Source organism: Cellulosimicrobium sp. I38E (genome assembly GCF_001647255.1).
GTDB classification, from domain to species: Bacteria; Actinomycetota; Actinomycetes; order Actinomycetales; family Cellulomonadaceae; genus Cellulosimicrobium; species Cellulosimicrobium cellulans_E.
This window is the reverse complement of the sequence record NZ_LUAZ01000014.1, coordinates 22,542-48,471: the sequence shown is the minus strand read 5'-3', so window position 1 is coordinate 48,471 and position 25,930 is coordinate 22,542. Positions and strand designations below refer to the sequence as shown.

The window sequence follows — 25,930 nt, the reverse complement described above, 5'->3', positions numbered from 1 at the left end:
GACGCGCGTCCCTGGTGGCCACCCTCGGGGCCCTCGTGCTCTCGGGGTGCGGCGTGGTTGGTGTCACCTTCGGCGAGCCGGAGGGTCCAGAGCACGACTGGGACCTCCCGCCCGTGACCGTCGCGGACGACGGCACGCCGTCGACGATCCATCTCTACCCCGACCCCTGGCAGGGCGCGCACGTCGGTCGGACGACCGACGGCCGGCAGTTCTTCCTCACGACGCCGTTCGAGCCGGGCGGGCCGACCTGGGTCGCGCTCTACACGTTCGACGCCGACGGCGCGCTGCTCGACGCGACGATCCGTGACGTCGACGAGAGCGCGGAGGAGCACGACCGTGCGACGACGTCGCTCCTCGCCACCCTCGGAGACCACGAGAACGGGCCCGTCGCCCTCGCACCGTTCGAGGTGGAGCACGACGGCCGCACCTTCGGCCTCGTCCGCGGTGACTACGACGGCGTCACCGTGTACACCGCCGAGCCCGGCGACTACATGGCGTTCTACGCACCCTGGGACACCGGGGAGTACGACACCTGAGAGGTCGCCGCGTCGCGGCCGGGTCGGTCAGCGGCGACCCGCACCCCGGCGCTCGTCGTCCCCGCCGAGGGCGGCGCCGAGCGCGGCCAGCACGAGCAGGTCGACCGCCAGCCCGGCGACGCCGACCCACTGGAGCGCCCGGAACACCAGGAGCTGGGTGAGGAGCAGGGAGACGAGCACGCCGCGCCGTACCCAGACGGCGCCGGCGCGCCGGGCGTCGGGCCGTCCGCCCCGCGCCACGACCACGCCCGCCACGACGCACGCGACCGTCCCCGCCACCCCGACGACGATCCCCGCCCCGACCCACGGCGGCACGTCGATGTCCCCGGTGAGGACGCGGACGCCCGCGAGCAGCGACCCGAGCGCGGTCCCTACCACGAGGACCACGACCACGATCGCCGCCCAGCGCCGCTCGAGCGCCGCCGCGAACCAGGACGACGCGCGGCGCACGAGCGCGCGGACCGGGTCGGGCAGGTCGACGTCGTCGCGCGGCACGGCCTCGACGAGCGCCGCGACCTCGTCCGCCCCGGGCTCGCCCCGGCCGAGCGCGACGAGCGCCCGGGTCTCCTCGCGCGCGTCGTCGGTGAACCCGCCCGCGACGCCGGCGACGGCGCGGTCCGTCGCGACCGCGAGGTACTCGGCAGGGTGGTGGCGACGCCGGCCGTGCAGCGCCTCGACCACGAGCACGAGGACCACGACCGTCGCGTAGATGAGCGCCGCGGTCGGCTGGTAGAAGTAGTCGTTGTCGGCCGTGACGAACTTGCCGATCTCGTCGACGAACAGCCCGAACCCCACGCCGCCGAGCACCGCCCCGAGCGAGCGCAGCGCGGGGCCGACGAACGACAGCAGCACGACGACCGCGAGCGCCATCCCGAGCCCGCCCCAGAGCACGTGCGCGACGTGCAGGTCTCCCCCGCCCACCTGCGGGTACCCCGAGGCGGCGAGGAGGAAGCGCGTGACGAGCACGGTCGCGACGGTCACGACGAGGAACGTCACGAGGTGGCGGGTCGCGGCGGTGTCGCGCGCGACGCCCAGGCGCAGCACGCGTCCCCGCCGGGTGACCCCCGCGGGGACGTGCGCCGCGCCGTCGCTCACCGCTTGCGCTTCTCCCGCACGCGCACGCTGATCTCGATGGGCGTGCCCTCGAACCCGAACGTCTCGCGCAGGCGGCGCTCGATGAACCGGCGGTACCCGGCCTCGAGGAAGCCGGTCGCGAAGATCACGAACCGCGGCGGGCGCGTGGACGCCTGGGTCGCGAAGAGGATGCGCGGCTGCTTGCCGCCGCGCAGCGGGTGCGGGTGGGCGGCGACGAGCTCTCCGAGGAACGCGTTGAGGCGTCCGGTCGGGATGCGCGTGTCCCAGGACTCGAGCGAGCGCTGGATCGCCGGCACGAGCCGGTCGGTGTGCCAGCCGGTGCGCGCGGAGACGTTGACGCGCGGCGCCCACTGCACCTGCACCAGGTCCTTCTCGATCTCGCGCTCGAGGAACGGGCGGCGGTCCTCGTCCATGAGGTCCCACTTGTTGTAGGCGATGACGAGGGCGCGGCCGGCGTCCACGACCTGCGAGATGACGCGCGTGTCCTGCTCGGTGAGCGGGACCGACGCGTCGACGAGCACGACCGCGAGCTCCGCCTTCTCGATCGCGGCCTGCGTGCGCAGCGAGGCGTAGAAGTCGGCGCCCTTGGTCTGGTGCACGCGGCGCCGGATGCCCGCGGTGTCGACGAGGACGTAGGGCACGTCCTTGATCGTCACGAGCTCGTCGACGGGGTCGCGCGTCGTGCCGGCGGTCTCGTCCACGACGACGCGGTCGGCGCCGGCGATCTTGTTGAGCAGCGACGACTTGCCGACGTTCGGCCGCCCGATGAGCGCGACGCGGCGCGGGCCCGTGGGCCGCACCTCGCCGTGCGCGGACTCGGTCGGCAGGGCGGCCATGGCGGCGTCGAGCAGGTCGCCGGTCCCGCGGCCGTGCAGCGCGGACACCGGGTACGGCTCGCCGAGCCCGAGGCTCCACAGGTACGCCGCGTCCGCCTCGCCCGACTGCCCGTCGACCTTGTTGGCGCACAGCACGACCGGCTTGCCGGACTCGCGCAGCAGGCGCACGACGCGCTCGTCGGTGGACGTGGCGCCCACCGTCGCGTCGACGACGAACAGCACGGCGTCGGCGAGCGAGATCGCGACCTCGGCCTGCTCGGCGACCTTCGACTCGATGCCCGCGACGTCGACCTCCCAGCCGCCGGTGTCCACGAGCGTGAACCGGCGCCCGGCCCACTCCGCGGGGTAGCTGACGCGGTCGCGCGTGACGCCGGGCTTGTCCTCGACGACGGCCTCGCGGCGCCCGATGATGCGGTTGACGAGCGTCGACTTGCCGACGTTGGGGCGCCCCACCACGGCGAGCACAGGCAGCGGCGCCTCGGGCTCGTAGCCCTCGATCACCTCGCCGTCGGCGTCGAGGAGGACGAGGTCGGTGTCCTCGAGCTCGTAGTCCTCGAGGCCGGCGCGCAGCGCGCGCTCGCGCGCCGCGTCGTCCGCCGAGTCCGCGAGGTCCGCAAGGTCCGCGGGCGCCTGGGGCTCCTCGGCCTGCCCGGCGTCGTCGATCTGTCCGGGCGTGCCGGGCTGGGCGGGGTCGGGTGTGGTCATGGCATCCATTCTCCCAGGCCGCGGGCCGGGCTCCGAACCGGCCGCTCCGGCGCGGCGCGCTCGTGCTCCCCGAGCGGTCCTGTTCAGCCTGCGGCGCCGTCCCGCCGCGCGGCCAGGCGCTCGACGACGGCGCGCACGACGTCGTCGGGCACGGGCTCGGCGAGCGGGAACCGCAGCGTGCCCTTGCCGTCCTGGTAGCGCGCGATGCGGCGCGCGAGCTCGTCGTCGACCTCCGGGACGGGGTACAGCGACACGTGGTGCGCCCACCCCGCGAGGTAGACGACGTAGCGGTCGTCGCGCGTGAAGGTCGGGATCCCGTAGCTGATGCGTTCGTCCAGGCCCGGCACCGTCTCGTGCACGAGGGCGCGCAGGTGCGCGACGACCTCGCGCGCGTCCGGGGCGAGCGTCGCGAGGTACTCGTCGACGGTCGTGGGCTTGCCCGGAGCGTCCGTCATCCGCTCTCTCCTCCGCACGTGCTGGTCGGCGTCCGCGACCTCGCGACGGCACGGCCTCCTGGCCGGCTACGCGTGAACCTACCGCGCGGCGGGCGACCCCGCGAGGCGCACGAGCACCACGCCGGCGACGACGAGGACGCCACCCGCGGCCTGCACCAGGGTCGGCACCTCGCCGAGGAGGAGCCAGGCGATGACGACGGCGAACAGCACCTCGGACAGCCCGACGAACGACGCGAGGCGCTCGCCCATGCGCACGGTCGCGGCCACGCCGGAGACGTACGCGAACGCCGTCGCCACGAGCACGACGACGGCGAGCGGCACGTACCAGGGCGCGGACGAGCCGAGCAGCGCGACGTCGACGAACGGCGCGGCGAACGGCAGGACGCCCACGAGGCCGGCCGCTCCCAGGGCGAGCGCCCCGACGCCCAGCCCGGACGCCGCGAGCGCGACGGGCGGCAGGCGGGTCGGGCGCGCGGACAGCACGAAGTACGCCCCCAGGCCCACGGCCGCGCCGAGCGCGAAGAGGAGGCCGATCAGGTCGGGGCGCGCCCCGGCGGGGTCCACGACGAGCACGAGCCCCATGACCGCCACGACGCAGCCCGCGAGCGTGAGCCGCGGCGGGACGTGCCGCGTGCGCAGCCACGCGAGCCCGACGAGCAGCACGGGTGCGAGGTACTCGACGAGCAGCGCGATGCCGACGGGCATGCGCGCGACGGCCGCGAAGTAGCAGAGCTGCGTCCCGGCGACCGCGACCAGGCCGAACCCGAGGACGAGGCGCCACTCCTCGCGCAGCATCCGGTGGCTGCCCCGCAGCGCGACCGCCGCGACCGGGGCGAGGACGAGCGCCGAGCACAGCGCCCTCGCGAAGACGGCCGCGCCCGGCGTCCACCCGGCCTCGAGCAGCGGCTTGACGAACGGGCCGCTCGCGCCGAACGCGAGCGCGGACGCGAGGCCGACGAGGATGCCCGTGCCCGGGCGATCGCCCACGACGTGCGCCGTCGTGGGTCCCGCCGGCCCGTCGAGGCGCCCCTCCGGCGACGCGGTCACGGCGCCGCCCGCCGCTCCCGGTTCGGGTCGTCCGTGGGCAGGGCCACGCCCGTCGTGGCGACGGTGTCCGCGACGAGGTCCGCGAGGGCGGTGCGGATGCGCTCGTTCGCGTCCTCGAGCGCCTGCTTGCCGCTCACGCCGGGCGCCCGCTCGACGGCGAACGGCTCGCCGAACCGGACGACCAGCCGGCGACGCAGTCCCGGGATCCGGTTGACGCCCTCCCCCGTGCGGCGCGTGCCGAGCACGGCCACCGGCACGACGCGGGCCTTGCCGTTGAGCGCGAGCCACGCGACCCCCGCGCGCGCCGACGTCGCGTCGCCGCGCCCGCGGTTGCCCTCCGGGAACACACCGACCGCGCCGTCCCGGCGCAGCACGCCGAGCCCGGTCGCGAGCGCGCGCCGCCCGCCGCTGCGGTCGACGGGGATCTGGCCCGCCGCGCGCAGGACCCACCCGACCGGCCCGACGAACATCTCCTCCTTGACGAGGACGTGCAACGGGCGGGGGGCGACGCCGAGCACGATCGGCCCGTCGACCACGCCCGTGTGGTTCGCCGCGAGCACGACGGGGCCCTCGGTCGGCACGTTCTCCGAGCCGAGGACCTGGGTCGACCAGACGACCCGCGCGAGGAAGCGGCCGACCCACCGGGACCACGCCGGACCGGCGGGCGAGGGAACCCGTTCCCCCGCAGACCCCGCCGTCGGGCTCACGAGCCGTGGCGCGGGCCGACCACCCGCCCGGTGACCTGCTCGACGACGGCGAGCACCGCGTCGATCGTCTGCTCGAGGTCGAGCTCGGAGGAGTCGACCGTCACGACCCCGTCCGCCGCGACCTGGAACTGCGAGACGGTCGCGTCGTCGCGGTCCCGGCGCAGCACCTGGTCCTTCGTCGCCTCGACGGCGGCTGCGTCGGCCGTGCCGTGCACGTCGAGCGAGCGGCGCGCCAGGCGAGCCTCCTCGCTCGCGGTGAGCAGGACGCGCGCGTCCGCGTCCGGCGCGACGACCGTCGTGATGTCCCGGCCCTCGGCCACGACGCCACGACCGCCGGCGAACCCGGACGGCGTGCGCTCGGCCTCGATCACCGCGCGCTGGAGGCGCCGCAGCTCCGCGCGGACGTCGAGGTTGGTCGCGACCGCGCTCACGGCCGTGGAGATCTCCGTGGAGCGGATCGCCTCGCCGACGTCGGTGCCGTCCACGTGCACCGTCGGCCCGGATGGGTCCAGCCCCATGACCAGCGGCATGACGCGCACCGCGTGCGCGACCGCCGCCTGGTCGGCGAGGTCCTCGCCGCGGTACAGGCACCACCAGGTCGCCGCGCGGTACATGGCGCCCGTGTCGAGGTACGCGAGCCCGAGCCGACGAGCCACGCCCTTGGACACGCTCGACTTGCCGGACCCCGAGGGTCCGTCGATCGCGATCGTCAGCGCGGCGCCCATCGTGCTCGCGGTGCCGGTCTCCCCCGCGCTCACTGGGCCAAGTCCTTGCGCAGCGACGTGGCACCGTGCAGGTACACGTGCTGGACGGCGGACCGCTCGACGTCGAGGTCGGCGTGCGCCATGAGGCGTACGACGCGCGGCAGCGCGTGCGGTACCGCGATCTCCGTCGCGCACATGAGCGGCACGTCGCCGAGCCCCATCTCGCGCGCCGCGGCCGCCGGGAAGTCCGCGACGAGGTCGGGCGTGCACGTGAAGAGGATCGAGATGAGCGCGTCGGTGTCGACGGCGTTCGCGTCGAGCACCTCCTGGACGAGCTCGCGCGTGCGCTCGAAGAGGTGCTCGCGCTCGTCGACGTCGAGCTGGGTCGCGCCCCGGATCGCCCGGACCGGCATGGGTGGTGCTCCTTCAGTGCGGGACGGCCCGCCTCACGGCGGTCCGTCGGGGTGGTGGTGCGGACTGCGGGCGCGCCTAGAGCCCGACGCCCGCCATGAGGCTGCCGAGCTCGGTCCGGCCGAGGACGCGCGTCGTCCCCGGGCGCAGGTTGCCGAGCGCGATGGGGCCGATGCGCGTGCGCACGAGGCGCGTCACGGGGAAGCCGACCTCCTCGAACATGCGCCGCACGACGCGGTTGCGCCCCGAGTGCAGCACGACCTCGATCATCGTCTGGTCCGCGACCTGGTCGACGACCCGGTACGCGTCGGCACGCACGACCCCGTCCTCGAGCTCGATGCCGTGCAGGAACTTGTTGGCGACGTTGCCCGGCACCTTGCCCCGCACCGTGACGAGGTAGGTCTTGGCGACCTCGTGCGACGGGTGCGCGAGGTGGTTCGCGAGCTCGCCGTCGTTGGTCAGCAGGAGCAGGCCCTCGCTGTCCGCGTCGAGCCGCCCGACGTGGAAGAGTCGCTCGGAGCGGTCCGCGACGAGCTCGGCGATGGACGGGCGACCGTCGGGGTCGTGCATCGTCGAGACGACGCCGCGCGGCTTGTTGAGGGCGAGCGTCACGCGCGACGAGTCGAGCTGGAGCCGCATCCCGTCCACGTGCACGACGGCGCGCTCCGGGTCGATCCGCACGCCCAGCTCGCTCACACGGACGCCGTCGACCTCGACCCGCCCCTGGGTGATGAGCTCCTCGCACGCCCGGCGCGAGCCGAGCCCCGCCGACGCGAGCACCTTCTGGAGACGCACGCCGTCCTCGACGTGCACGTCTCGCTGCGGCTCCGTGGGCTGCCCGCGCCCCGGGCGGCGCGGCCGACCGGCCTGCTGCCCGCCGCGCGACGGCGTGGTGCCGCGCCCCGTGCCCTGGCCACCCCGGCCGGCGCTCGCGCCCCGGCCCGCGGACGTGCCCTTCGACCCGGAGCCGACCCCCCGCGGGGCACCGCCCGAGCGTGCGGCGTCGCCGCGCCGCGGGCCACCGCGACGTGCGTCGCCCGCCCCGTCGCGCGGGGAGCGCCCGCGCCCCCCGTCACCGGGCTGGCGTCCGTCCTTCGAGCTCATGCGTGTCCTTCGTCCGTCGTGTCCTGCGTGGCGTCGTCCGCCACGTCGTGCGGCGTCGGGGCCGACGCCGGTGCGTCGTCCCCGTCGTCAGCCGCGCCGTCGGAGAGGTCCGTCCCGGGCGCGACGGCGGCTGCCCGCGCGGGTCCGCGCAGGTCGGCGAGCCCGTCCAGGCCCTCGAGGTCGTCCATGTCCGGCAGGTGCGGCGCGAGCGGGGGCAGCTCGTCGAGCGACGTGAAGCCCATGCGCTCGAGGAAGTAGCCCGTGGTGCCGAACAGGCCGGCGCCGGTGTGCGGGTCCTGACCGACCTCGGCCACGAGCCCGCGCGCCACGAGAGTGCGCACCACGCCGTCCACGTTGACCCCTCGCACCGCCGACACCTGGCCGCGGCTGACCGGTTGACGGTACGCGATCACGGCCAGAGTCTCCAACGCCGCCTGCGTGAGCCGCGCCGTCTGGCCACCCTGCACGAACCGTCCCACGACCTCGGCGTGCGCCGGTGCCGAGTAGACGCGCCAGCCGCCGCCCGCCTCGCGCAGCTCGAACCCGCGGGGTCGCCCGCCGTCGTCTCCGCGGTACTCGGCGGCGAGGTCGTGCAACGCGCTCAGCACGTCGTCGACCGGGACCGCGAGCGCCGTCGCGAGCTCGAGGACGGGGATCGGCTCGTCGGCGACCATGAGCACGGCCTCGAGCGCCGCCGGCAGCCCGCCGGGAAGGTCGTGCACGGCCGGCGCGAGGACCTCGTCGAGGGCGGGGGCGCCGTCGGGCTGCGTCACGCGGGGACCTCCTGGGTGATGGGTTCGGGGGCGTCGGCGGGCGCGACGTCGCCCTCGTCGAACTCGCTGCCGACGTCGGCCAGCGCCGGCTCGGGCGCGTCGTCGCCCGACCACCGCACGGTGAGCTCGCCGAGCGGCGTCACCTGGTCGAACGCGACGAGCGCCTGGCGGAAGAGCTCGAGCAGCGCGAGGAACCGGGCGACGACCACGGCGGTCTCCCCCGCGTCTGCGACGAGGGCGCGGAACGTCGTCATGCCGTGGCTGCGGACGCGGTCGACGACGATGCCCGCCTGCTCGCGCACGCTCACCGCGGGAGCGTGCAGGTGGTCGAGCGAGACGCCGGGCGGGGGCGCCTTGGGCGCGAGCGCCCGGGCCGCGAGCGCGGCGAGCTGGTCGGGGCCCATGGTCCACACGAGCTCGGGCAGCAGCGCGGCGAGGTGCGGCTCGAGCTGCACGACGCGCGGGAAGCGGCGCCCCGCGCTCTCGAACCGCTCCGCGAGGACGCCCGACACGTCCTTGTACGCGCGGTACTGCAGGAGGCGCGCGAACAGCAGGTCGCGCGCCTCGAGCAGCGCGAGGTCCTCGTCGTCCTCGACGCTGCCCGTGGGCAGCAGCCGCGCGGCCTTGAGGTCGAGCAGCGTCGCGGCCACGACGAGGAACTCGCTCGCGGTCCCGAGGTCCCACCCGGGGTGGTCCTCCCCCGCGGCGCGCGCGGCGGCGGCCGCACGCTCGGCGTCGCGGATGTAGGCGATGAAGTCGTCCGTCACGCGCGCGAGCGCGACCTCGGTGATGTCGAGCTTGTGCTTGGTGATGAGGGACAGCAGCAGGTCGAACGGGCCGCTGAAGTTGTCGAGGCGGACCTCGAAGCCGCTCCGTGCCGGCGAGGTCGAGCCGGGCGGTGACTCGGTCGGCGCGTCAGGCGGCGTCGCCACGGGCGACCAGCTCCCGGGCGAGCTGCCGGTAGGCGACGGCGCCGGGGTGCGTCGGCGCGTAGACGGTGATGGGCTCGGCCGCGACGGACGCGTCGGGGAACTTCACGGTGCGCCCGATGACGGTCTGGAGCAGCTTGTCGCCGAACGCCTCGTGCACGCGCGCGACGACCTCGCGCGAGTGGAGCGTGCGCGAGTCGAACATCGTGGCGAGGATGCCGTCGATCTCGAGGCGCGGGTTGAGCCGGTCGCGCACCTTCTCGATCGTCTCGACGAGCAGCGCCACGCCGCGCAGCGCGAAGAATTCGCACTCGAGCGGGATGAGCACGCCGTGCGCGGCGGTGAGCGCGTTGACGGTGAGCAGGCCGAGCGAGGGCTGGCAGTCCACGAGGATGACGTCGTAGTCGTCGACGACGGGCCGCAGCACGCGCGACAGGACGGACTCGCGTGCCACCTCGCCGACGAGCTGGACCTCGGCGGCCGAGAGGTCGATGTTGGCGGGCAGGAGGTCGAGGTTCTCGACCTCCGTCGGGACGAGCACGTCGTGGATGTCCGCGCCCCGCTCCATGAGCAGGTTGTAGACCGTGCGGTCGAGCTCGTGCGGGTTGACGCCGAGGCCGACGGACGCGGCGCCCTGCGGGTCGAAGTCGACGAGCAGGACCTTGCGGCCGTACTCGGCGAGCGTCGCTCCGAGGTTGATGGTGGTCGTCGTCTTGCCGACGCCGCCCTTCTGGTTGCACATCGCGATGATGCGCCCGGGGCCGTGCGACGCGAGCGGCGCGGGGACCGGGAACTCCGGCAGGGGACGGCCGACCACGTCGGTGGGCGCCTCGGTCGTCTCGCGGCTCGCGCCGTTCGTGGCGTGGTCGACGACGGGTGCGACGTCGCGCTCGGAGGAGGTCACGGGGGCGGCCGGACGGACGGCGTCGCCGTGCGAGCTCTGCGCGCCGCGCGTCTCGGGCTGGGTCTCGGCCTGGCTGCTCACGCTCGCCACGGTATCGCAGGACCTCGCCCCCGCTCGTGCGCACGCGCCCGCGCGCCGCGTTCCCGCCCGTCGCTCCGGGACCGGCTCCGTCAGCCCAGCGCGCGGGGGTGGGCGGCGGCGTACACCTCGCGCAGGGTGTCCGGGGTCACGAGCGTGTAGATCTGCGTCGTCGTGACGGACGCGTGCCCCAGGAGCTCCTGGACGACGCGCACGTCCGCGCCGCCCGCGAGCAGGTGGGTCGCGAACGAGTGCCGCAGCGTGTGCGGCGAGATCCGCTCGGGGTGGTCGATGCCGGCGCGCTCCGCGGCGGTGCGCAGCACGGCCCAGGCGCTCTGCCGCGACAGCCGCGCGCCCCGCGTGTTGAGGAAGACAGCCGGCGTGCCGCGCCCGTGCGCGGCGAGCGCCGCGCGGCCCCGCACCAGGTAGGCGTCGAGCGCGCGCCGTGCGAACGACCCGACGGGCACCACGCGCTCCTTGCCGCCCTTGCCGAGCAGGCGGACGGCGCCGGTACCGAGGTCGAGGTCGTCGACGTCGAGGCTCACGGCCTCGGTGATGCGCGCGCCGGTCGAGTAGACGAGCTCGAGCAGCGCCCGGTCGCGCAGGGGGGCGGCGCCGTCGCCGACGCCCGCCGCCTCGAGGATGCGCGCGACCTCGTCGGTCGAGATCGCCTTGGGCAGCCGCTTGCCCTGGGCGGGCGGTCGGACGTCGGCGGACGCGTCGGCGTCGGCCAGGCCCTCCGCGGCGCAGAAGCGGTGCCAGCCGCGCACGGCGGCCACGGACCGGGCGGTGGACGACGGCGAGAGGCTCGCCCCGCCGTCGGCCCCGGTGCGCAGCGCGGTGACGTACGCCGCGACGTCGTCCGCCTCGACCTCGCGCACGGCGTGGTTGCCGCGCGCGGCAAGGAACGCGACGTAGCGCGCGAGGTCGCGCCGGTAGGCGGCGACGGTGTTCGCGGACAGGCCGCGCTCGACGGCGAGGTGCGCGAGGTACTCGCGCGCGGCGCGGTCCAGCGCGTCGGGCACGTGCGCCTCGCCGGCCCCCATCGCCCTACCGCCCTCCCGGCACGGCCGGGCTCACAGCGGGAGGAAGACGTCGACCGCCACCGCGACGAAGAGCAGGGTGAGGTACGTGATCGAGGCGTGGAAGACCTTCATCTCCCCGACCTTGCCGCCCTTGCCGTCCGCCTTGTCGCGGGCGCGGCGCAGCATGGTCACGCACGAGGACAGGAACCAGACCCCGAGCACGGTGGCGACGACGCCGTAGACCCAGGTCATGCCGGCGAGCGGCCACAGCGCGAGCGACGAGGCGACCATCGCGACGCCGTAGACGATCATCTCGCGTGCGACCCTGCGGTCGTCCGCGACGACCGGGAGCATCGGCACGCCGGCGTTGGCGTAGTCACGCTTGAACTTCATGGACAGCGGCCAGTAGTGCGGCGGCGTCCAGAAGAAGATGACGAGGAACAGCGCGAGAGCGGCCCAGCTCAGCGAGCCCGTCACGGCGGACCAGCCGATGAGTACCGGCATGCAGCCCGCGATGCCGCCCCAGACGATGTTCTGCGGCGTGCGGCGCTTGAGGATCATCGTGTAGCCGACGACGTAGATCGCGATCGCGGCGAACGTCAGCCAGGCCGAGACCACGTTGACCAGGAGCGCGAACCACACGAGCGACACGACACCGAGGACGGTCGCGAACACGAGCGCGGCCCGCGGTGTCACCTCGCCCGTGACGAGCGGGCGCCGCTTGGTGCGGTTCATGACCTCGTCGATGTCGCGGTCGAGGTAGCAGTTGTAGACGTTGGCCGACGCGGCCGCGAGCGTGCCGCCCACGAGCGTCGCCAGGATGCGCCCGATGCTCGGCAGCCCGCCCTGCGCCAGGATCATCGTCGGCACCGTGGTCACGAGGAGGAGCTCGATGATGCGCGGCTTGGTCAGCGCGACGTAGGCGCCGATGCGCTCGCGCATCGCGAGGGTGGCGCGGGCCGCCTCGGCCGTCGGCGCGAGGGGGGTCGCGGGGCTCGTCGGCGAGGACGGCTGCTGGGTCGACGCGGCGCCAGACGGGCTTCCGGTCCCGTCGATCGGTGCCTGGCTCGTGGTGTGCACGCGCTTCGGTGTTCCGTTCTGAGGTGGGGGGCGAGCTGGGACGGACCGCCGGTCGTCCTCGCTCATCGTACGTCCCCGCCTGCGCCGGGGCCGACCGGACGGGCCGGGCGATTGTGTGACATCCGACCGAAATCCAGCACGTGGGCACCGCCCAGGCAGGAACGGCGTCCGCGTATAGGCTGGGTCTGCAACCGTCCCGCGTCGGACCGCCCGTCAAGACCTGTGGCCCGCGGACGACGTGACCGGCACCGGGCCGCCCCGCCCCCTGAGGCGTGAGGCCGGGAAATGTTCAACGGTTGTTTCGAGTTGTCGCGAGGATCCGGGGCGCGCGCTCCGGACGGGAATGAGGTTCGGTGAACGCGTTGTCCCCTGCTCACACGCCCCTGGACTGGACGGACCTGGACGACCGGGCCGTCAAGACGATCAAGGCGCTCGCCGCCGACGCGGTGGAGAAGGTGGGCAACGGCCACCCCGGCACCGCGATCTCGCTGGCCCCGGCCGCCTACCTCCTGTTCCAGAAGGTCATGCGCCACGACCCGTCGGACGACCACTGGGTCGGCCGCGACCGGTTCGTGCTCTCGGCGGGCCACTCGTCGCTCACGATCTACCTCCAGCTCTTCCTCGCCGGGTACGGCCTGGAGATGGCGGACATCGAGGCCCTGCGCACGTGGGGCTCCAAGACCCCCGGCCACCCGGAGTACAAGCACACTCGCGGCGTCGAGATCACGACCGGCCCGCTCGGCCAGGGCCTCGCGTCCTCCGTCGGCATGGCGTTCGCGGCCCGCCGCGAGCGCGGCCTGCTGGACCCGTCGACCGCCCCGGGCGAGTCGCCGTTCGACCACCACGTCTACGTCATCGCGTCCGACGGCGACCTGCAGGAGGGCGTGACGAGCGAGGCGTCCTCGCTCGCCGGTCACCAGCAGCTCGGCAACCTCGTCGTCATCTGGGACGACAACAAGATCTCCATCGAGGACGACACGGACATCGCGTTCACCGAGGACGTCCTCGCGCGCTACGCGGCGTACGGCTGGCACACCCAGCGCGTCGACTGGACCAACGGGGGCACGGGCTACGGCGAGGACGTCGACGCGCTGCACGCCGCGATCGAGGCCGCCAAGGCCGAGACCGGCAAGCCGTCGATCATCGCGCTGCGCACGATCATCGGCTACCCGTCGCCGACCAAGCAGAACACCGGCGGCATCCACGGCTCGGCCATGGGCGCCGACGAGATCAAGGGCCTGAAGATCGAGCTCGGCCTCGACCCCGAGGCGAGCTTCGCGATCGACGACGAGGTGCTCGCGTACACGCGTGCCGTCGGCGAGCGCCAGGGCGACGCGCGCGCGGCCTGGGACACGGCCTTCGCGGCGTGGAAGACCGCGAACCCGTCCGGCGCCGAGCTCCTCGGCCGCCTGGAGAACCGCGAGCTCCCGGCGGGCTGGGAGGACGCGCTGCCGACGTTCGAGGCGGGCAAGGCCGTCGCGACGCGCTCCGCGTCGGGCAAGGTCCTCACCGCGCTCAAGGACGTGCTCCCCGAGCTCTGGGGCGGCTCCGCCGACCTCGCCGGCTCGAACAACACGACCATGGACGGCGAGCCGTCGTTCGTGCCCGTCGAGCACGCGACCAAGAAGTTCCCGGGCCACGAGTACGGCCGCACGCTGCACTTCGGCATCCGCGAGCACGCCATGGGCGCGATCCTCAACGGCATCGTCCTGCACGGCGGCACGCGCGCCTACGGCGGCACGTTCCTCCAGTTCAGCGACTACATGCGCCCCGCGGTGCGCCTCGCCGCGCTCATGGAGATCCCGACGACGTTCGTGTGGACGCACGACTCGATCGGCCTCGGCGAGGACGGCCCGACGCACCAGCCCGTCGAGCACCTCGCCGCGCTGCGCGCCATCCCGGGCCTCGACGTCGTCCGTCCGGCCGACGCCAACGAGACGTCGTGGGCGTGGCGCACGATCCTCGAGAACACCGAGCGACCGGCGGGCATCATCCTCACGCGCCAGAACGTCCCGACGTTCCCGCGCGGGACCGAGGGCTACGCCGACGCGTCGGGCACCGCCCGCGGCGGCTACGTGCTGCTCGACACCGACGGCACGCCCGATGTCATCCTCATCGGCACCGGCTCCGAGGTGCAGCTCGCCGTCGAGGCGCGCGAGATCCTCGCGGGCGAGGGCGTGCAGGCGCGCGTCGTGTCGCTGCCGAGCCGTGAGTGGTTCGACGGCCAGGACGACGCCTACCGCGAGTCGGTCCTGCCGTCCGGCGTCCGTGCGCGCGTGTCCGTCGAGGCGGGCGTGGCGCAGGGCTGGCGCGAGCTCGTCGGCGACGCGGGTCGCTCGGTGAGCCTCGAGCACTACGGCGCGTCGGCCGACTACCAGGTGCTGTACCGCGAGTTCGGCATCACGTCCGAGGCCGTCGCCTCGGCGGCGCGCGAGTCGATCGCGGCCGCGCGCGGTGGCGACACCCCGGGTGCCGCGCCGACGCCCTCGGAGGGCGGCACTGGCGACCAGCGCTGACCCTTCGTAGATTCCGAGGTGGGGCCGTGCGCGGCCCCACCTCGGAACTGCCCCGGGAGCCGGCCGCCGTGCGCGACCGCCCGGGAGCACGCCCGCAGCGAGAGCACCACCGAGAGGAAGTCCGATGACGCAGTCCCCCACCGTCCCCGGCCCCATCGAGCAGCTCACGGGAGCGGGCGTGTCCATCTGGCTCGACGACCTCTCGCGAGAACGGCTGCGCACCGGCAACCTCGCCGACCTCGTCGCCACGCGCGGGGTCGTCGGGGTCACGACGAACCCCACGATCTTCGCGGCCGCGCTCTCGAAGGGTGACGCCTACGACGCCCAGCTCGCCGAGCTCGCGCCCGCCGGCGTGGACGACGCGGCGGTCGAGGCCGCCGTCGAGCGGATCACGACGGACGACGTGCGCGCCGCCGCCGACCTGCTGCGTCCCGTGTACGACGCGACCGACGGTGTCGACGGGCGCGTGTCGATCGAGGTGGACCCGCGCCTCGCGCACGACGCCGACAAGACGGTCGTCACGGCCGAGCGCCTCTGGGCCACCATCGACCGGCCCAACGTCTACATCAAGATCCCCGCGACCGTCGCGGGCCTCGACGCGATCTCCCGCACCCTCGCGCAGGGCATCAGCGTCAACGTGACGCTCATCTTCTCGCTCGCGCGCTACCGCGCGGTCATGGAGGCGTTCGCGATCGGGCTCGAGCAGGCGCGCGCGGACGGCATCGACCTCGCGCCGGTGGGCTCCGTCGCGTCGTTCTTCGTCTCGCGCGTGGACACCGCGGTGGACGCCGCGCTCGAGAAGGTCGGCACCCCGGAGGCGCTCGACCTGCGCGGCCAGGCCGCGATCGCCAACGCGCGCCTCGCGTTCGAGGCCTACGAGGAGTTCCGCCAGACCGACCGGTGGCGCTCGCTCGCCGCGTCCGGCGCGCACCCGCAGCGCCCGCTCTGGGCGTCGACCGGCGTGAAGAACCCCGAGTACCGCGACACGATGTACGTCGACGAGCTCGTCACCGACGGCATCGTCAACACGATGCCCGAGGCGACCCTCCAGGCGTTCGCCGACCACGGCGTCGTCACGGGCGACACGATCACCGGCACGGCCGCCGCCTCCCGCCGCACGCTCGAGACGGTCGAGTCCTTCGGCGTCTCGCTCGTCGAGGTCACCGACCGCCTCGAGGAGGAGGGCGTGCGCAAGTTCGAGGACAGCTGGACCGAGCTGCTCGCGACGACGCGCGACAACCTGCGCCGCATCGCCTCCTCCTGATCCCGGCGCGCCTGACCGCCGGGCGGCGGTCGGGCGTCCGACCTGCGGGAACGACGACGCGACGACGCGCGCCGCCCGTATCATCCGCAGACGCCTCAGCCTTCTGCAGTCCTCCCGACCCCTCCTCGAAACGAAACGGTGCCACCAGGTGAGACCGGCCAAGATCACGCCAGAGCACAACCCGCTGCGCGACCCCCTCGACCTGCGCCTGCCCCGGATCGCGGGCCCCTGCGGGCTCGTCATCTTCGGCGTCACGGGCGACCTCGCCCGCAAGAAGCTCATGCCCGCGGTGTACGACCTGGCCAACCGCGGCCTGCTCCCCCCGGGCTTCGCGCTCACGGGCTTCGCGCGCCGGGACTGGGAGGACCAGGACTTCGCGCAGGTCGTGCACGACGCCGTCAAGGAGCACGCGCGCACGCCGTTCCGTGAGGCGACGTGGCGGCAGCTCGCCGAGGGGATCCGGTTCGTGCAGGGCACGTTCGACGACGAGGACGCCTTCGAGCGCCTGCGCGAGACCGTCGAGACGCTGGACGCCGAGCGCGGCACGGGCGGCAACCACGCCTTCTACCTCTCGGTGCCGCCGAGCGCGTTCCCGGTCGTGTGCCGGCAGCTCTCCCGCTCCGGGCTCTCCCGCTCCGAAGGAGACGCCTGGCGCCGTGTCGTCATCGAGAAGCCCTTCGGCCACGACCTCGAGAGCGCCCGCGAGCTCGACGCCGTCGTGTCGGAGGTCTTCCCGCCCGACTCGGTCTTCCGCATCGACCACTACCTCGGCAAGGAGACGGTCCAGAACCTCCTCGCGCTGCGGTTCGCCAACCAGATGTTCGAGCCGATCTGGAACGCGAACTACGTGGACCACGTGCAAATCACGATGGCCGAGGACATCGGCATCGGCGGCCGCGCGGGCTACTACGACGGCATCGGCGCCGCACGCGACGTCATCCAGAACCACCTGCTCCAGCTCCTCGCGCTCGTCGCGATGGAGGAGCCCGTGTCGTTCGACGCCCCGTCGCTGCGCGCCGAGAAGATCAAGGCGCTGTCGGCCGTCCGGCTGCCGCGCGAGCTGTCCAAGCACACCGCGCGCGGCCAGTACGCCGCCGGGTGGCAGGGCGGCGAGGAGGTCATCGGCTTCCTCGACGAGGACGGGATCCCCGCCGACTCGACGACCGAGACCTACGCCGCGATCCGCGTGGACATCGACAACCGCCGCTGGGCGGGCGTCCCGTTCTACCTGCGCACCGGCAAGCGCCTCGGGCGCCGCGTGACCGAGGTCGCCGTCGTGTTCAAGAAGGCCCCGCACCTGCCGTTCGAGACGTCGCAGGCCTCCGACCTGGGCAACAACGCGCTCGTCATCCGCGTCCAGCCCGACGAGGGCGTCACGATGCGCTTCGGCGCGAAGGTCCCGGGCACCGCGATGGAGGTCCGCGACGTCACGATGGACTTCGGTTACGGGCACGCGTTCACGGAGTCCTCCCCCGAGGCCTACGAGCGCCTCATCCTCGACGTCCTGCTCGGCGACCCGCCGCTCTTCCCGACGCGCGAGGAGGTCGAGCTCTCGTGGAAGATCCTCGACCCGATCACGGCGCACTGGGCGGCCAAGGGCACGCCCGACCAGTACCGGTCCGGCACGTGGGGGCCGGAGTCGGCCGACGCGATGCTCGCGCGCGACGGCCGCTCGTGGCGGCGCCCGTGACGACCGTTGTCCCGGCACCGCGGAGCGCGGCGCCCCGCCCAGAGAACCCCCAACCCCGTCGTGCCCCGCAGGGCGGCACGACCCTCCGACAGGCGAGGACCCCGCGATGATCATCGACCTGCCCGACACGACGACGAACGCGGTGAACAAGCGGCTCGTCCGCCTGCGCGACGAGGGCGGCGCGATCGCGCTCGGTCGCGTCCTCACGCTCGTCGTCATCGCGCGCGAGTCCGACGTCGAGACGTCGATCGAGGCGGCGAACGACGCGAGCCGCGAGCATCCGTGCCGCGTCATCGTCGTGGCACCGTCCGGCCGGAGCGCGACCCCGCACCTCGACGCCCAGATTCGCGTGGGCGGCGACGCCGGCGCGTCCGAGGTCGTCGTGCTGCGGACCGCGGGCCCCCTGCTCGAGCACGCGGACACGCTCGTCATGCCGCTCCTGCTCCCGGACGCGCCGATCGTGGTGTGGTGGCCGGGCCAGCCGCCCGCCTCGCCGGACGACGACCCGGTCGGGGCGATGGCCCAGCGCCGCATCACCGACTCGATCACGTCCAAGGACCCCGAGGCGACGCTCGCGCAGCTCGCGACGACGTACGGGCCCGGCGACTCCGACCTGGCGTGGGCGCGCGTCACCCTGTGGCGCGGCCTCATCGCCGCCGCGCTCGACCAGCCGCCGTACGAGCCGGTGACGAGCGTCCTCGTCGAGGGCCAGGCGAAGCACACCTCGCTCGACCTGCTCGCGGCGTGGCTCGGCTCTCGACTGCGCTGCCCCACGCAGGTCGTGCGCCGTCGTGGGGCCGAGGCGATCACGCGCGTCACGCTCGAGCGCAAGAGCGGGCCGATCATCCTCGACCGCCCGGACGGGCGCATCGTGACGATCAGCCAGCCGGGCAAGCCCGACCGCCGCGTCGCGCTGCCCATCCGGACGCTCAGCGAGGCGCTCATCGAGGAGCTGCGCCGCCTGGACCCGGACGAGATCTACGGCGAGGTGCTCACCAAGGGGCTGCAGAAGGTGGGCGCGTGACCGCCGCCCGACCCGGGGGCGCGCACGCGTCCCACGGGCGCCTCGTGGTCGTCCACCCCGACGCGGACGTCCTCGCCGAGGCGGTCGCGTCGCGGCTCGTGACGCGCCTGCTCGACGTGCAGTCCGTGCGCCGCCCCGTGCACGTCGTGCTGACCGGCGGCACCGTCGGCATCGCGAGCCTCGCGGCGCTCGAGCGCCACCCGGCGCGCGACGCCGTCGACTGGTCGGGCGTGCACCTCTGGTGGGGCGACGAGCGCTTCCTGCCCGCCGGGGACCCGGACCGCAACGAGACGCAGGCGCGCGACGCGCTGCTCGCCCACCTGCCCCAGCTCCCGGCCGGGAACGTCCACCCGATGCCCGCGGCGGACGCCGTGGCGACCCCCGAGGAGTCGGCCGCGGCGTACGCGGCGACGCTCGCCGAGCACGCCCCGGACGGCGCCGAGGTGCCCGAGTTCGACGTGCTCCTGCTCGGGATGGGACCCGACGGCCACGTCGCGTCGCTCTTCCCCGGGCACCCGGGACTCGACGTGACGGGCGTCCCGACCGCCGGCGTCCACGGTTCGCCCAAGCCCCCGCCGGAGCGCGTGACGCTGACCTTCGAGGCCATCGCGCGCGCTCGTCAGGTGTGGGTCGTCGCCGCGGGCGCCGAGAAGGCCCCGGCCGTCGCGTCGGCGCTCGGCGGGGCCCCCGCGGCCGAGACCCCGGCGGGCGCCGTCACCGGCACCGAGCGCACGCTGTGGCTCGTGGACGCCGCGGCGGCAGGCACGCGGGACGCCGACCGATGACGCCCGGCGGCGAGCACCTCGACCCCGCCGCGACCTGGGACGCGGTCGACGCCTACTTCGCCCCGCTCGTGGGGGAGGACGACGTGCTCGCCGCCGCCAGCGCGAGGGCGCGGGCCGCCGGCCTGCCGGAGATCCAGGTCTCCCCCGCGCAGGGCCGCCTCCTGCAGCTCCTCGCGCTCGCGACCGGCGCGCGCCGCGTGCTGGAGGTCGGCACGCTCGGCGGCTACTCGACGATCTGGCTCGCACGTGCGCTGCCACCCGACGGCGCGCTGCTCACGTGCGAGATCGACGCCGCGCACGCCGCGGTCGCGCGAGAGTCGCTGGCCGAGGCCGGCCTCGCGGGGGTCGTCGACGTCGTGCTCGGTCCGGCCGCGAACACGCTGCGGCGCCTCGTCGACAAGGGCGTCGAACCGTTCGACCTCGTGTTCGTCGACGCCGACAAGCCGTCGAACCCGGTCTACGTCGACCTGGCGGTCCGGCTCTCGCGCCCGGGCACGCTCGTCGTCGTGGACAACACCGTCCGTGGCGGCGCCGTCGCCGACGCGGAGAGCACCGACCCGAACGTGCTCGGGGTCCGGGAGATGGTCGACCGCGTCGTCGCGGACCCGCGGCTCGACGCCACGGCCGTCCAGACCGTGGGCTCCAAGGGCTACGACGGGTTCGTGCTCGCGCGCGTGCGCTGACCCGCGTGCGAGGCCCGGCCTCCGCGCCGGGCCCGGAACGTCAGCGACCGCGACGGGCCCGCAGGGCGGCGAGCGCCTCGTCGAGGATCGCGACGCCGTCCTCGTCGCTGCGACGCTCCTTCACGTACGCGAGGTGCGTCTTGTAGGGCTCGTTGCGCGACGGCGTCGGCGGGTTCTCCCGGTCCTGCCCGGCCGGGAACCCGCACCGCGGGCAGTCCCAGGTCTCGGGAGCCTCGATCTCCGCCTCCGAGGAGAAGCTGGGCCGCGTCTCGTGGCCGTTCGCGCACCAGTAGGACACCCAGAAGCGCGGTGCGATCTCGCCGCGCTCGGACTCCCCGAGCGGTCCCGCCCCGACGCGCGACCCGCGGATCGCGTTACCACCTGCCACGTGCTCTCCCCCGTCCGTGCCGTCGTCGGCACTCGATACTGCCCGTACCGCGCCGTCCGGCGCGGCTGCCCCCTGCCGACTCCTCGAGCCCTGCTCGACCGCGACGCCCCGTGCGGGACGCCTGCGGGTCAGCTCACCTTCTGGAGGAGCCCCAGGAGCACGATGACGACAGCCCAGACGAGGGCGAACGCCACGGTGATCCGGTTGAGGTTGCGCTCGGCGACGCCGGAGCTGCCCACCGAGCTCGAGATCCCGCCGCCGAACATGTCGGAGAGGCCGCCGCCCTTGCCCTTGTGCATGAGCACGAGCAGGGTGAGGAAGCCGCTGGTGAGGACCAGCAGGATCTGGAGGATGATGCGCAGCACGTCCACGAGTACGTCCTTGAGGCTCAGGGCCGTCCCGACCGATGTCGAGCGCGACCGCACGGTTGTCGTGCGCAGGCGTGACCTGCCGCACAGGGGACAAGAGTAGGCGACGGGAGGCCGCTGCGGCCAACCCCGGTCGCCGTCGTCTCACGTCAGCGACCGACGGCCCCGGGATCCGCTCCCGGGGCCGTCGGCGCGAGGGTCTCGCGGAGGTCAGGCCCCGGTCGCGTGCGACTGGTAGCGCGCGATCTTCGCGAACTCCTCGGGGTCGAGGCTCGCGCCGCCGACGAGCGCGCCGTCGACGTCGGGCTGGGCCATGATCGCGGCGACGTTGGACGACTTCACCGAGCCGCCGTACAGGATGCGCGTCGCGTCCGCGAGGTCCGCGTCGTACAGGTCGCCGAGGGCGCCGCGGATGGCACCGCAGACCTCCTGCGCGTCCTCCGGCGTCGCGACCTCGCCCGTGCCGATGGCCCAGACGGGCTCGTACGCGATGACGAGCGTCGCGAGCTGCGCGGCGGGGATGCCCGCGAGGGCGCCCTCGACCTGGGCGAGGGTGTAGGAGATCTGCTCGCCGGCCTTGCGGACGTCCAGACCCTCGCCCACGCACAGGATCGGGGCGACGCCCTGGCCCACGGCGGCGACGATCTTCGCGTTGGCCTGCGCGTCCGTCTCGCCGTGGTACTGGCGGCGCTCGGAGTGGCCGATCGCGACGTAGCTCACGCCGAGCTTGGCGAGCATCGTCGCGGAGATCTCGCCCGTGTACGCGCCCTCGGCGTGCGCCGAGACGTCCTGCGCGCCGTACTTGAGCTCGAGCTTGTCCGCGTCGACGAGCGTCTGCACCGACCGGAGGTCGGTGAAGGGCGGCAGCACGGCGACCTCGACGGCCGCGTAGTCGTGCTTCGCGTCCTTGAGGGTCCACGCGAGCTTCTGCACGGTGTGCGTCGCCTGGTGGTGGTCCAGGTTCATCTTCCAGTTGCCCGCCATGAGCGGGGTACGGCTGTTCGCCACGGTCCTTCTTCTCTCTGTGGGGGTCGCACCGCCCGCGGGCACGGCGTGCCGCGGGCGGTGCGTGAGGATGGTTCGGGAGGGCTCAGCCCTCGAGGACGGAGATCCCCGGGAGGTCCTTGCCCTCGAGGAACTCGAGGCTCGCGCCGCCACCGGTCGAGATGTGGCTGAAGCCGGCCTCGTCGAAGCCGAGGATGCGGACCGCGGCGGCCGAGTCGCCGCCGCCGACGATCGTGAACGCGCCGTTCGCGGTCGCGTCGACGAGCGCCTGGGCCACGGCACGCGTGCCGCCCGAGAACGCCTCGAACTCGAACACGCCGGCGGGACCGTTCCACACGACCGTCTTCGCGTCGACGATCTTCCTCGCGAAGAGCTGCGCGGACTCGGGGCCGATGTCGAGGCCGATCTTGTCGGCCGGGATCGCGTCCGCGGCGACGACCTCGTGCGGCGAGTCGGCGGCGAACGCGTCGGCGACCACGATGTCGGTCGGCAGGACGATCTCGACGCCGTTCTTCTCGGCGTCCGCGAGGTAGCCCTTGACCGTGTCGATCTGGTCCTCCTCGAGGAGGGACTTGCCGACGCCGTAGCCCTTGGCGGCGAGGAACGTGAACACCATGCCGCCGCCGATGAGCAGGCGGTCCGCCTTGGTGAGCAGGTTCGCGATGACGCCGAGCTTGTCCGAGACCTTCGACCCCCCGAGGACGACCGCGTACGGGCGCGCGGGGTCCTCCGTCGCCTTGCGCAGGGAGTCGACCTCCTTGAGGACGAGCTCGCCCACCGCGGACGGGAGCACCTGCGCGACGTCGTAGACCGACGCCTGCTTGCGGTGCACGACGCCGAACCCGTCGGAGACGAACACGTCCGCGAGCTGGGCGAGGTCGTGCGCGAGCGACTGGCGCTCCGCGTCGTCCTTGGAGGTCTCACGCGCGTCGAAGCGGATGTTCTCCAGCAGCGCGACCTCGCCCTCGCCGAGCGCGGCCACCGTCTCGCGCGCCGAGTCGCCCACGACGTCCTGCGCCAGGTGGACCGGCACGCCGAGCAGCTCGCCGAGGCGCGCGGCCACGGGCGCGAGCGAGTACTTCGCGTCCGGCTCGCCCTTGGGGCGGCCGAGGTGCGCGGTGACGATCACCTTCGCGCCCGCGTCGGTGAGCTTCTTCAGCGTGGGGAGCGCGGCCCGGATGCGGCCGTCGTCCGTGATGGTCGTCCCGTCGAGCGGGACGTTGAAGTCGGAGCGGACGAGGACGCGCTTGCCGCGCAGGTCGCCCAGGGAGTCGATGGTCTTCATGCGGTCTCCTACGGTTCGGTCGCCGTCGTACGGGGCGCCTGCCGAGGACCGGCCGGGCCCGCACATGAGGACGTCCGCGTGCGCGTCACCGGGCGGTGCCGGGACGCGCACGCGGACGCATGGTTGCTACGCAGGGTCGTGCTGCGTCAGCAGGTGGCTCAGAGCTTGTCGCCGACGAGCTGCGTCAGCGCGACGAGGCTGTTCGAGTAGCCCCACTCGTTGTCGTACCAGGAGACGACCTTGACCTGGTCGCCGATCACCTTGGTGAGCTTCGAGTCGAAGATGCTCTGGTGCGGGTCCGTGACGATGTCGCTCGAGACGATCTCGTCCTCGACGTAGGCCAGGACGCCCTTGAGGGGGCCCTCCGACGCGGCCTTCACCGCGGCGTTGACCTCGTCCACCGTGACCTCGCGCGAGGCGGTGAAGGTGAGGTCCGTCGCCGAGCCCGTGATGACCGGCACGCGCAGCGCGAAGCCGTCGAGCTTGCCCTTGAGCTCCGGCAGGACGAGCGACACGGCCTTGGCCGCACCCGTCGAGGTCGGGACGATGTTCTGCGCGGCGGCGCGGGCGCGACGCAGGTCGCGGTGCGGGCCGTCCTGCAGGTTCTGGTCACCCGTGTAGGCGTGGATCGTGGTCATGAGACCACGCTCGATGCCGATCGAGTCGTTGAGCGCCTTCGCCAGCGGGGCGAGGCAGTTCGTGGTGCACGACGCGTTCGAGATGATGTGGTGCGCGGCCGGGTCGTACTGGTCCGAGTTCACGCCGACGACGAACGTCGCGTCCTCGTTCTTGGCCGGGGCCGAGATGATGACCTTCTTGGCGCCGGCGTCGATGTGCGCCTTCGCCTTGGTCGCGTCGGTGAAGAAGCCGGTCGACTCGATGACGATGTCGGCACCCAGCTCGCCCCAGGGGAGGTTCGCGGGGTCGCGCTCGGCGAGAGCACGGATCTTCTTGCCGTCGACGATGATGTTGTCGTCGTCGAAGTCCACGCTCAGCGGGAAACGGCCGAGGACCGTGTCGTACTTGAGCAGGTGCGCGAGCGTCTTGTTGTCCGTGAGGTCGTTGACGCCCACGATCTCGATGTCGGCGCCCGACTCGACGATGGCGCGGTAGAAGTTCCGTCCGATACGACCGAAGCCGTTGATACCGACGCGGATGGTCACAATGCCCTCCTCAGGGCGCGCCGGTTGTCCCGACGCACACGGTTGATGCCGAACGATCACGTACGCCGTCGTACGCAGGTGGTGATCGCGCCCGTGCCCCGCTGCCCGGGATCCCGGCACAGCATCCTCCGTGCCCGTGGACCGTCACGGCGACAGCCGGGACCACCCACGCCCACGAGGGGTGTCAGCGAAGGAGCACGTCGTTGTCACCTGACGCATCCGAGCCTATACCAACACCACGCCAGCGTGTGACCTGGATCCCACGGTTCGGGACCATCGTCCCGTCGGTGCATGACGTCCAGGTGGCGGGCGCGCCCCGGACGGGCTGGTCAGAGGTCGAGCAGCTCCGGGCTCAGGCCCGCCTCGGTGTCGGGGATGCCGAGCTCGGCCGCGCGCTTGTCGGCCGTCGACAGCAGGCGCCGGATGCGTCCCGCGACCGCGTCCTTGGTCAGCGGCGGGTCCGCGAGCTGTCCCAGCTCCTCGAGCGACGCCTGCTTGTGGGCGAGCCGGAGCTCGCCGGCCTCGCGCAGGTGGTCGGGCAGGTCCGGGCCGAGGATCTCGAACGCCCGCTCGACGCGCGCCCCCGCCGCGACGGCGGCCCGGGCCGAGCGTCGCAGGTTCGCGTCGTCGAAGTTCGCCAGCCGGTTCGCGGTCCCGCGCACCTCGCGCCGGGCGCGTCGCTCCTCCCAGACCAGGACCGCCTCGTGCGCGCCCAGGCGTGTGAGGAGCGCGCTGATCGCGTCCCCGTCCCGGATGACGACGCGATCGACGCCGCGCACCTCGCGCGACTTCGCGGAGACGCCGAGGCGGCGGGCAGCGCCGACCAGGGCGAGCGCGGCCTCCGGACCGGGGCAGGTGATCTCGAGCGCCGACGACCGGCCCGGCTCGGTGAGCGACCCGTGCGCCAGGAACGCGCCGCGCCATGCCGCCTCGGCCTCCTCCACCCCGCCGGAGACGACCTGCGGCGGAAGCCCTCGCACAGGCCGCCCGCGCTGGTCCAGGAGGCCCGTCTGGCGGGCCAGCGACTCGCCGTCGCGCACGACGCGCACGACGTACCGGCTGCTCTTGCGCAGACCCCCGGCCGACACCACGATCAGCTCGCTCGTGTGCCCGTAGACGTCCGCGATGGTCTCGCGCAGGCGGCGCGCCGCGATCGCGGTGTCGAGCTCGGCCTCGATGACGACGCGGCCCGAGATGAGGTGCAGCCCGCCCGAGAACCGGAGCATCGCCGAGACCTCCGCCTTGCGGCACGAGGTCTTGTCCACCCGCAGTCGAGCCAGCTCGTCCTTCACCTGTGCCGTGAGCGCCATGCGGGACATCCTGCCATCGATGCCGTGGCGTCGCGGCGGCGGACCGGGCGCCCGCGGGCC

Annotated in this window: 26 protein-coding genes; 7 read left to right on the top strand and 19 right to left on the bottom strand. The window is 73.9% G+C overall.

Going from position 1 to position 25,930, the window contains the following annotated elements:
* Positions 1 to 53 precede the first annotated feature (53 nt).
* Complete coding sequence (locus A0J59_RS04275) at positions 54 to 536, top strand: hypothetical protein (RefSeq protein WP_197088866.1); 483 nt, start codon at positions 54 to 56, stop codon at positions 534 to 536.
* Between the two features lie 27 nt (positions 537 to 563).
* Here A0J59_RS04275 and A0J59_RS04270 read toward each other — a convergent pair whose 3' ends face one another.
* The 13 genes from A0J59_RS04270 to A0J59_RS04210 form a co-directional block, all read right to left on the bottom strand.
* Positions 564 to 1,631, bottom strand: coding sequence for a hypothetical protein (locus A0J59_RS04270; RefSeq protein WP_064315318.1), 1,068 nt, complete (start codon positions 1,629 to 1,631; stop codon positions 564 to 566).
* The gene (gene der, locus A0J59_RS04265; RefSeq protein WP_047234611.1) at positions 1,628 to 3,172 is read right to left on the bottom strand and encodes a ribosome biogenesis GTPase Der; all 1,545 of its coding nucleotides are present in this window, start codon (positions 3,170 to 3,172) and stop codon (positions 1,628 to 1,630) included. Before der ends, A0J59_RS04270 begins: the two co-directional genes overlap by 4 nt.
* An 83-nt stretch (positions 3,173 to 3,255) precedes the next feature.
* Positions 3,256 to 3,627 carry an iron chaperone gene (locus A0J59_RS04260; RefSeq protein ID WP_047234610.1) on the bottom strand — a complete coding sequence of 124 codons (372 nt, stop codon included), beginning with the start codon at positions 3,625 to 3,627 and terminating at the stop codon, positions 3,256 to 3,258.
* Between the two features lie 78 nt (positions 3,628 to 3,705).
* The gene (locus A0J59_RS04255) at positions 3,706 to 4,674 is read right to left on the bottom strand and encodes a DMT family transporter (RefSeq protein WP_255364976.1); all 969 of its coding nucleotides are present in this window, start codon (positions 4,672 to 4,674) and stop codon (positions 3,706 to 3,708) included.
* Positions 4,671 to 5,381 (bottom strand): 1-acyl-sn-glycerol-3-phosphate acyltransferase, encoded by a 711-nt coding sequence (locus tag A0J59_RS04250; RefSeq protein WP_064315317.1) that lies wholly within the window; start codon positions 5,379 to 5,381, stop codon positions 4,671 to 4,673. The genes A0J59_RS04255 and A0J59_RS04250 overlap by 4 nt, the downstream gene beginning before the upstream one ends.
* Positions 5,378 to 6,106 (bottom strand): (d)CMP kinase, encoded by a 729-nt coding sequence (gene cmk, locus A0J59_RS04245; protein WP_064315355.1) that lies wholly within the window; start codon positions 6,104 to 6,106, stop codon positions 5,378 to 5,380. The genes A0J59_RS04250 and cmk overlap by 4 nt, the downstream gene beginning before the upstream one ends.
* Positions 6,107 to 6,135: 29 nt before the next feature.
* Entirely contained in the window at positions 6,136 to 6,498 is a 363-nt protein-coding gene (aroH, locus tag A0J59_RS04240) for a chorismate mutase (RefSeq protein ID WP_047234608.1), read from the bottom strand.
* Between the two features lie 76 nt (positions 6,499 to 6,574).
* Positions 6,575 to 7,600 carry a pseudouridine synthase gene (locus A0J59_RS04235; protein ID WP_082918728.1) on the bottom strand — a complete coding sequence of 342 codons (1,026 nt, stop codon included), beginning with the start codon at positions 7,598 to 7,600 and terminating at the stop codon, positions 6,575 to 6,577.
* On the bottom strand, positions 7,597 to 8,373 hold the full coding sequence (locus A0J59_RS04230) for an SMC-Scp complex subunit ScpB (RefSeq protein WP_082918727.1): 777 nt from the start codon (positions 8,371 to 8,373) through the stop codon (positions 7,597 to 7,599). The genes A0J59_RS04235 and A0J59_RS04230 overlap by 4 nt, the downstream gene beginning before the upstream one ends.
* Positions 8,370 to 9,305 (bottom strand): ScpA family protein, encoded by a 936-nt coding sequence (locus tag A0J59_RS04225; RefSeq protein WP_064315316.1) that lies wholly within the window; start codon positions 9,303 to 9,305, stop codon positions 8,370 to 8,372. The genes A0J59_RS04230 and A0J59_RS04225 overlap by 4 nt, the downstream gene beginning before the upstream one ends.
* Positions 9,289 to 10,119, bottom strand: coding sequence for a ParA family protein (locus A0J59_RS04220; protein ID WP_231581801.1), 831 nt, complete (start codon positions 10,117 to 10,119; stop codon positions 9,289 to 9,291). Before A0J59_RS04220 ends, A0J59_RS04225 begins: the two co-directional genes overlap by 17 nt.
* 257 nt (positions 10,120 to 10,376) lie before the next feature.
* Positions 10,377 to 11,330, bottom strand: coding sequence for a site-specific tyrosine recombinase XerD (gene xerD, locus A0J59_RS04215; RefSeq protein WP_047232812.1), 954 nt, complete (start codon positions 11,328 to 11,330; stop codon positions 10,377 to 10,379).
* 30 nt (positions 11,331 to 11,360) lie between these two features.
* Entirely contained in the window at positions 11,361 to 12,389 is a 1,029-nt protein-coding gene (locus A0J59_RS04210) for a heme o synthase (protein ID WP_255364974.1), read from the bottom strand.
* A 353-nt stretch (positions 12,390 to 12,742) separates the two neighbouring features.
* Here A0J59_RS04210 and tkt point away from each other — a divergent pair, with 353 nt between their 5' ends.
* The 6 genes from tkt to A0J59_RS04180 all read left to right on the top strand — a co-directional run bounded on the left by tkt (position 12,743) and on the right by A0J59_RS04180 (position 20,351).
* Complete coding sequence (gene tkt / locus A0J59_RS04205; protein WP_064315315.1) at positions 12,743 to 14,905, top strand: transketolase; 2,163 nt, start codon at positions 12,743 to 12,745, stop codon at positions 14,903 to 14,905.
* 124 nt (positions 14,906 to 15,029) lie between these two features.
* On the top strand, positions 15,030 to 16,169 hold the full coding sequence (gene tal, locus A0J59_RS04200; RefSeq protein WP_047232814.1) for a transaldolase: 1,140 nt from the start codon (positions 15,030 to 15,032) through the stop codon (positions 16,167 to 16,169).
* Positions 16,170 to 16,317: 148 nt separating this feature from the next.
* Complete coding sequence (gene zwf / locus A0J59_RS04195; RefSeq protein ID WP_047232815.1) at positions 16,318 to 17,859, top strand: glucose-6-phosphate dehydrogenase; 1,542 nt, start codon at positions 16,318 to 16,320, stop codon at positions 17,857 to 17,859.
* A gap of 106 nt (positions 17,860 to 17,965) precedes the next feature.
* Complete coding sequence (gene opcA, locus A0J59_RS04190; RefSeq protein ID WP_047232816.1) at positions 17,966 to 18,883, top strand: glucose-6-phosphate dehydrogenase assembly protein OpcA; 918 nt, start codon at positions 17,966 to 17,968, stop codon at positions 18,881 to 18,883.
* A complete protein-coding gene (pgl, locus tag A0J59_RS04185) occupies positions 18,880 to 19,668 on the top strand; it encodes a 6-phosphogluconolactonase (RefSeq protein WP_064315314.1) in 789 nt (262 codons plus the stop codon). Before opcA ends, pgl begins: the two co-directional genes overlap by 4 nt.
* Positions 19,665 to 20,351, top strand: a complete 687-nt coding sequence (locus A0J59_RS04180; RefSeq protein ID WP_064315313.1) for an O-methyltransferase — start codon at positions 19,665 to 19,667, stop codon at positions 20,349 to 20,351. The genes pgl and A0J59_RS04180 overlap by 4 nt, the downstream gene beginning before the upstream one ends.
* A 40-nt stretch (positions 20,352 to 20,391) precedes the next feature.
* On the opposite strand, the gene A0J59_RS04175 is transcribed toward A0J59_RS04180, so the two are convergent.
* The 6 genes from A0J59_RS04175 to whiA form a co-directional block, all read right to left on the bottom strand.
* Entirely contained in the window at positions 20,392 to 20,739 is a 348-nt protein-coding gene (locus A0J59_RS04175; RefSeq protein ID WP_047232819.1) for an RNA polymerase-binding protein RbpA, read from the bottom strand.
* Positions 20,740 to 20,867: 128 nt separating this feature from the next.
* Positions 20,868 to 21,110, bottom strand: a complete 243-nt coding sequence (gene secG / locus A0J59_RS04170) for a preprotein translocase subunit SecG (protein ID WP_047232868.1) — start codon at positions 21,108 to 21,110, stop codon at positions 20,868 to 20,870.
* 207 nt (positions 21,111 to 21,317) lie between these two features.
* Positions 21,318 to 22,091 (bottom strand): triose-phosphate isomerase, encoded by a 774-nt coding sequence (gene tpiA, locus A0J59_RS04165; protein ID WP_053370771.1) that lies wholly within the window; start codon positions 22,089 to 22,091, stop codon positions 21,318 to 21,320.
* Positions 22,092 to 22,197: 106 nt separating this feature from the next.
* A complete protein-coding gene (pgk, locus tag A0J59_RS04160) occupies positions 22,198 to 23,397 on the bottom strand; it encodes a phosphoglycerate kinase (protein ID WP_064315312.1) in 1,200 nt (399 codons plus the stop codon).
* A 158-nt stretch (positions 23,398 to 23,555) separates the two neighbouring features.
* Positions 23,556 to 24,560 carry a type I glyceraldehyde-3-phosphate dehydrogenase gene (gap, locus tag A0J59_RS04155; RefSeq protein ID WP_047232821.1) on the bottom strand — a complete coding sequence of 335 codons (1,005 nt, stop codon included), beginning with the start codon at positions 24,558 to 24,560 and terminating at the stop codon, positions 23,556 to 23,558.
* 329 nt (positions 24,561 to 24,889) lie between these two features.
* A complete protein-coding gene (gene whiA, locus A0J59_RS04150) occupies positions 24,890 to 25,870 on the bottom strand; it encodes a DNA-binding protein WhiA (protein ID WP_047232822.1) in 981 nt (326 codons plus the stop codon).
* Positions 25,871 to 25,930 lie beyond the last annotated feature (60 nt).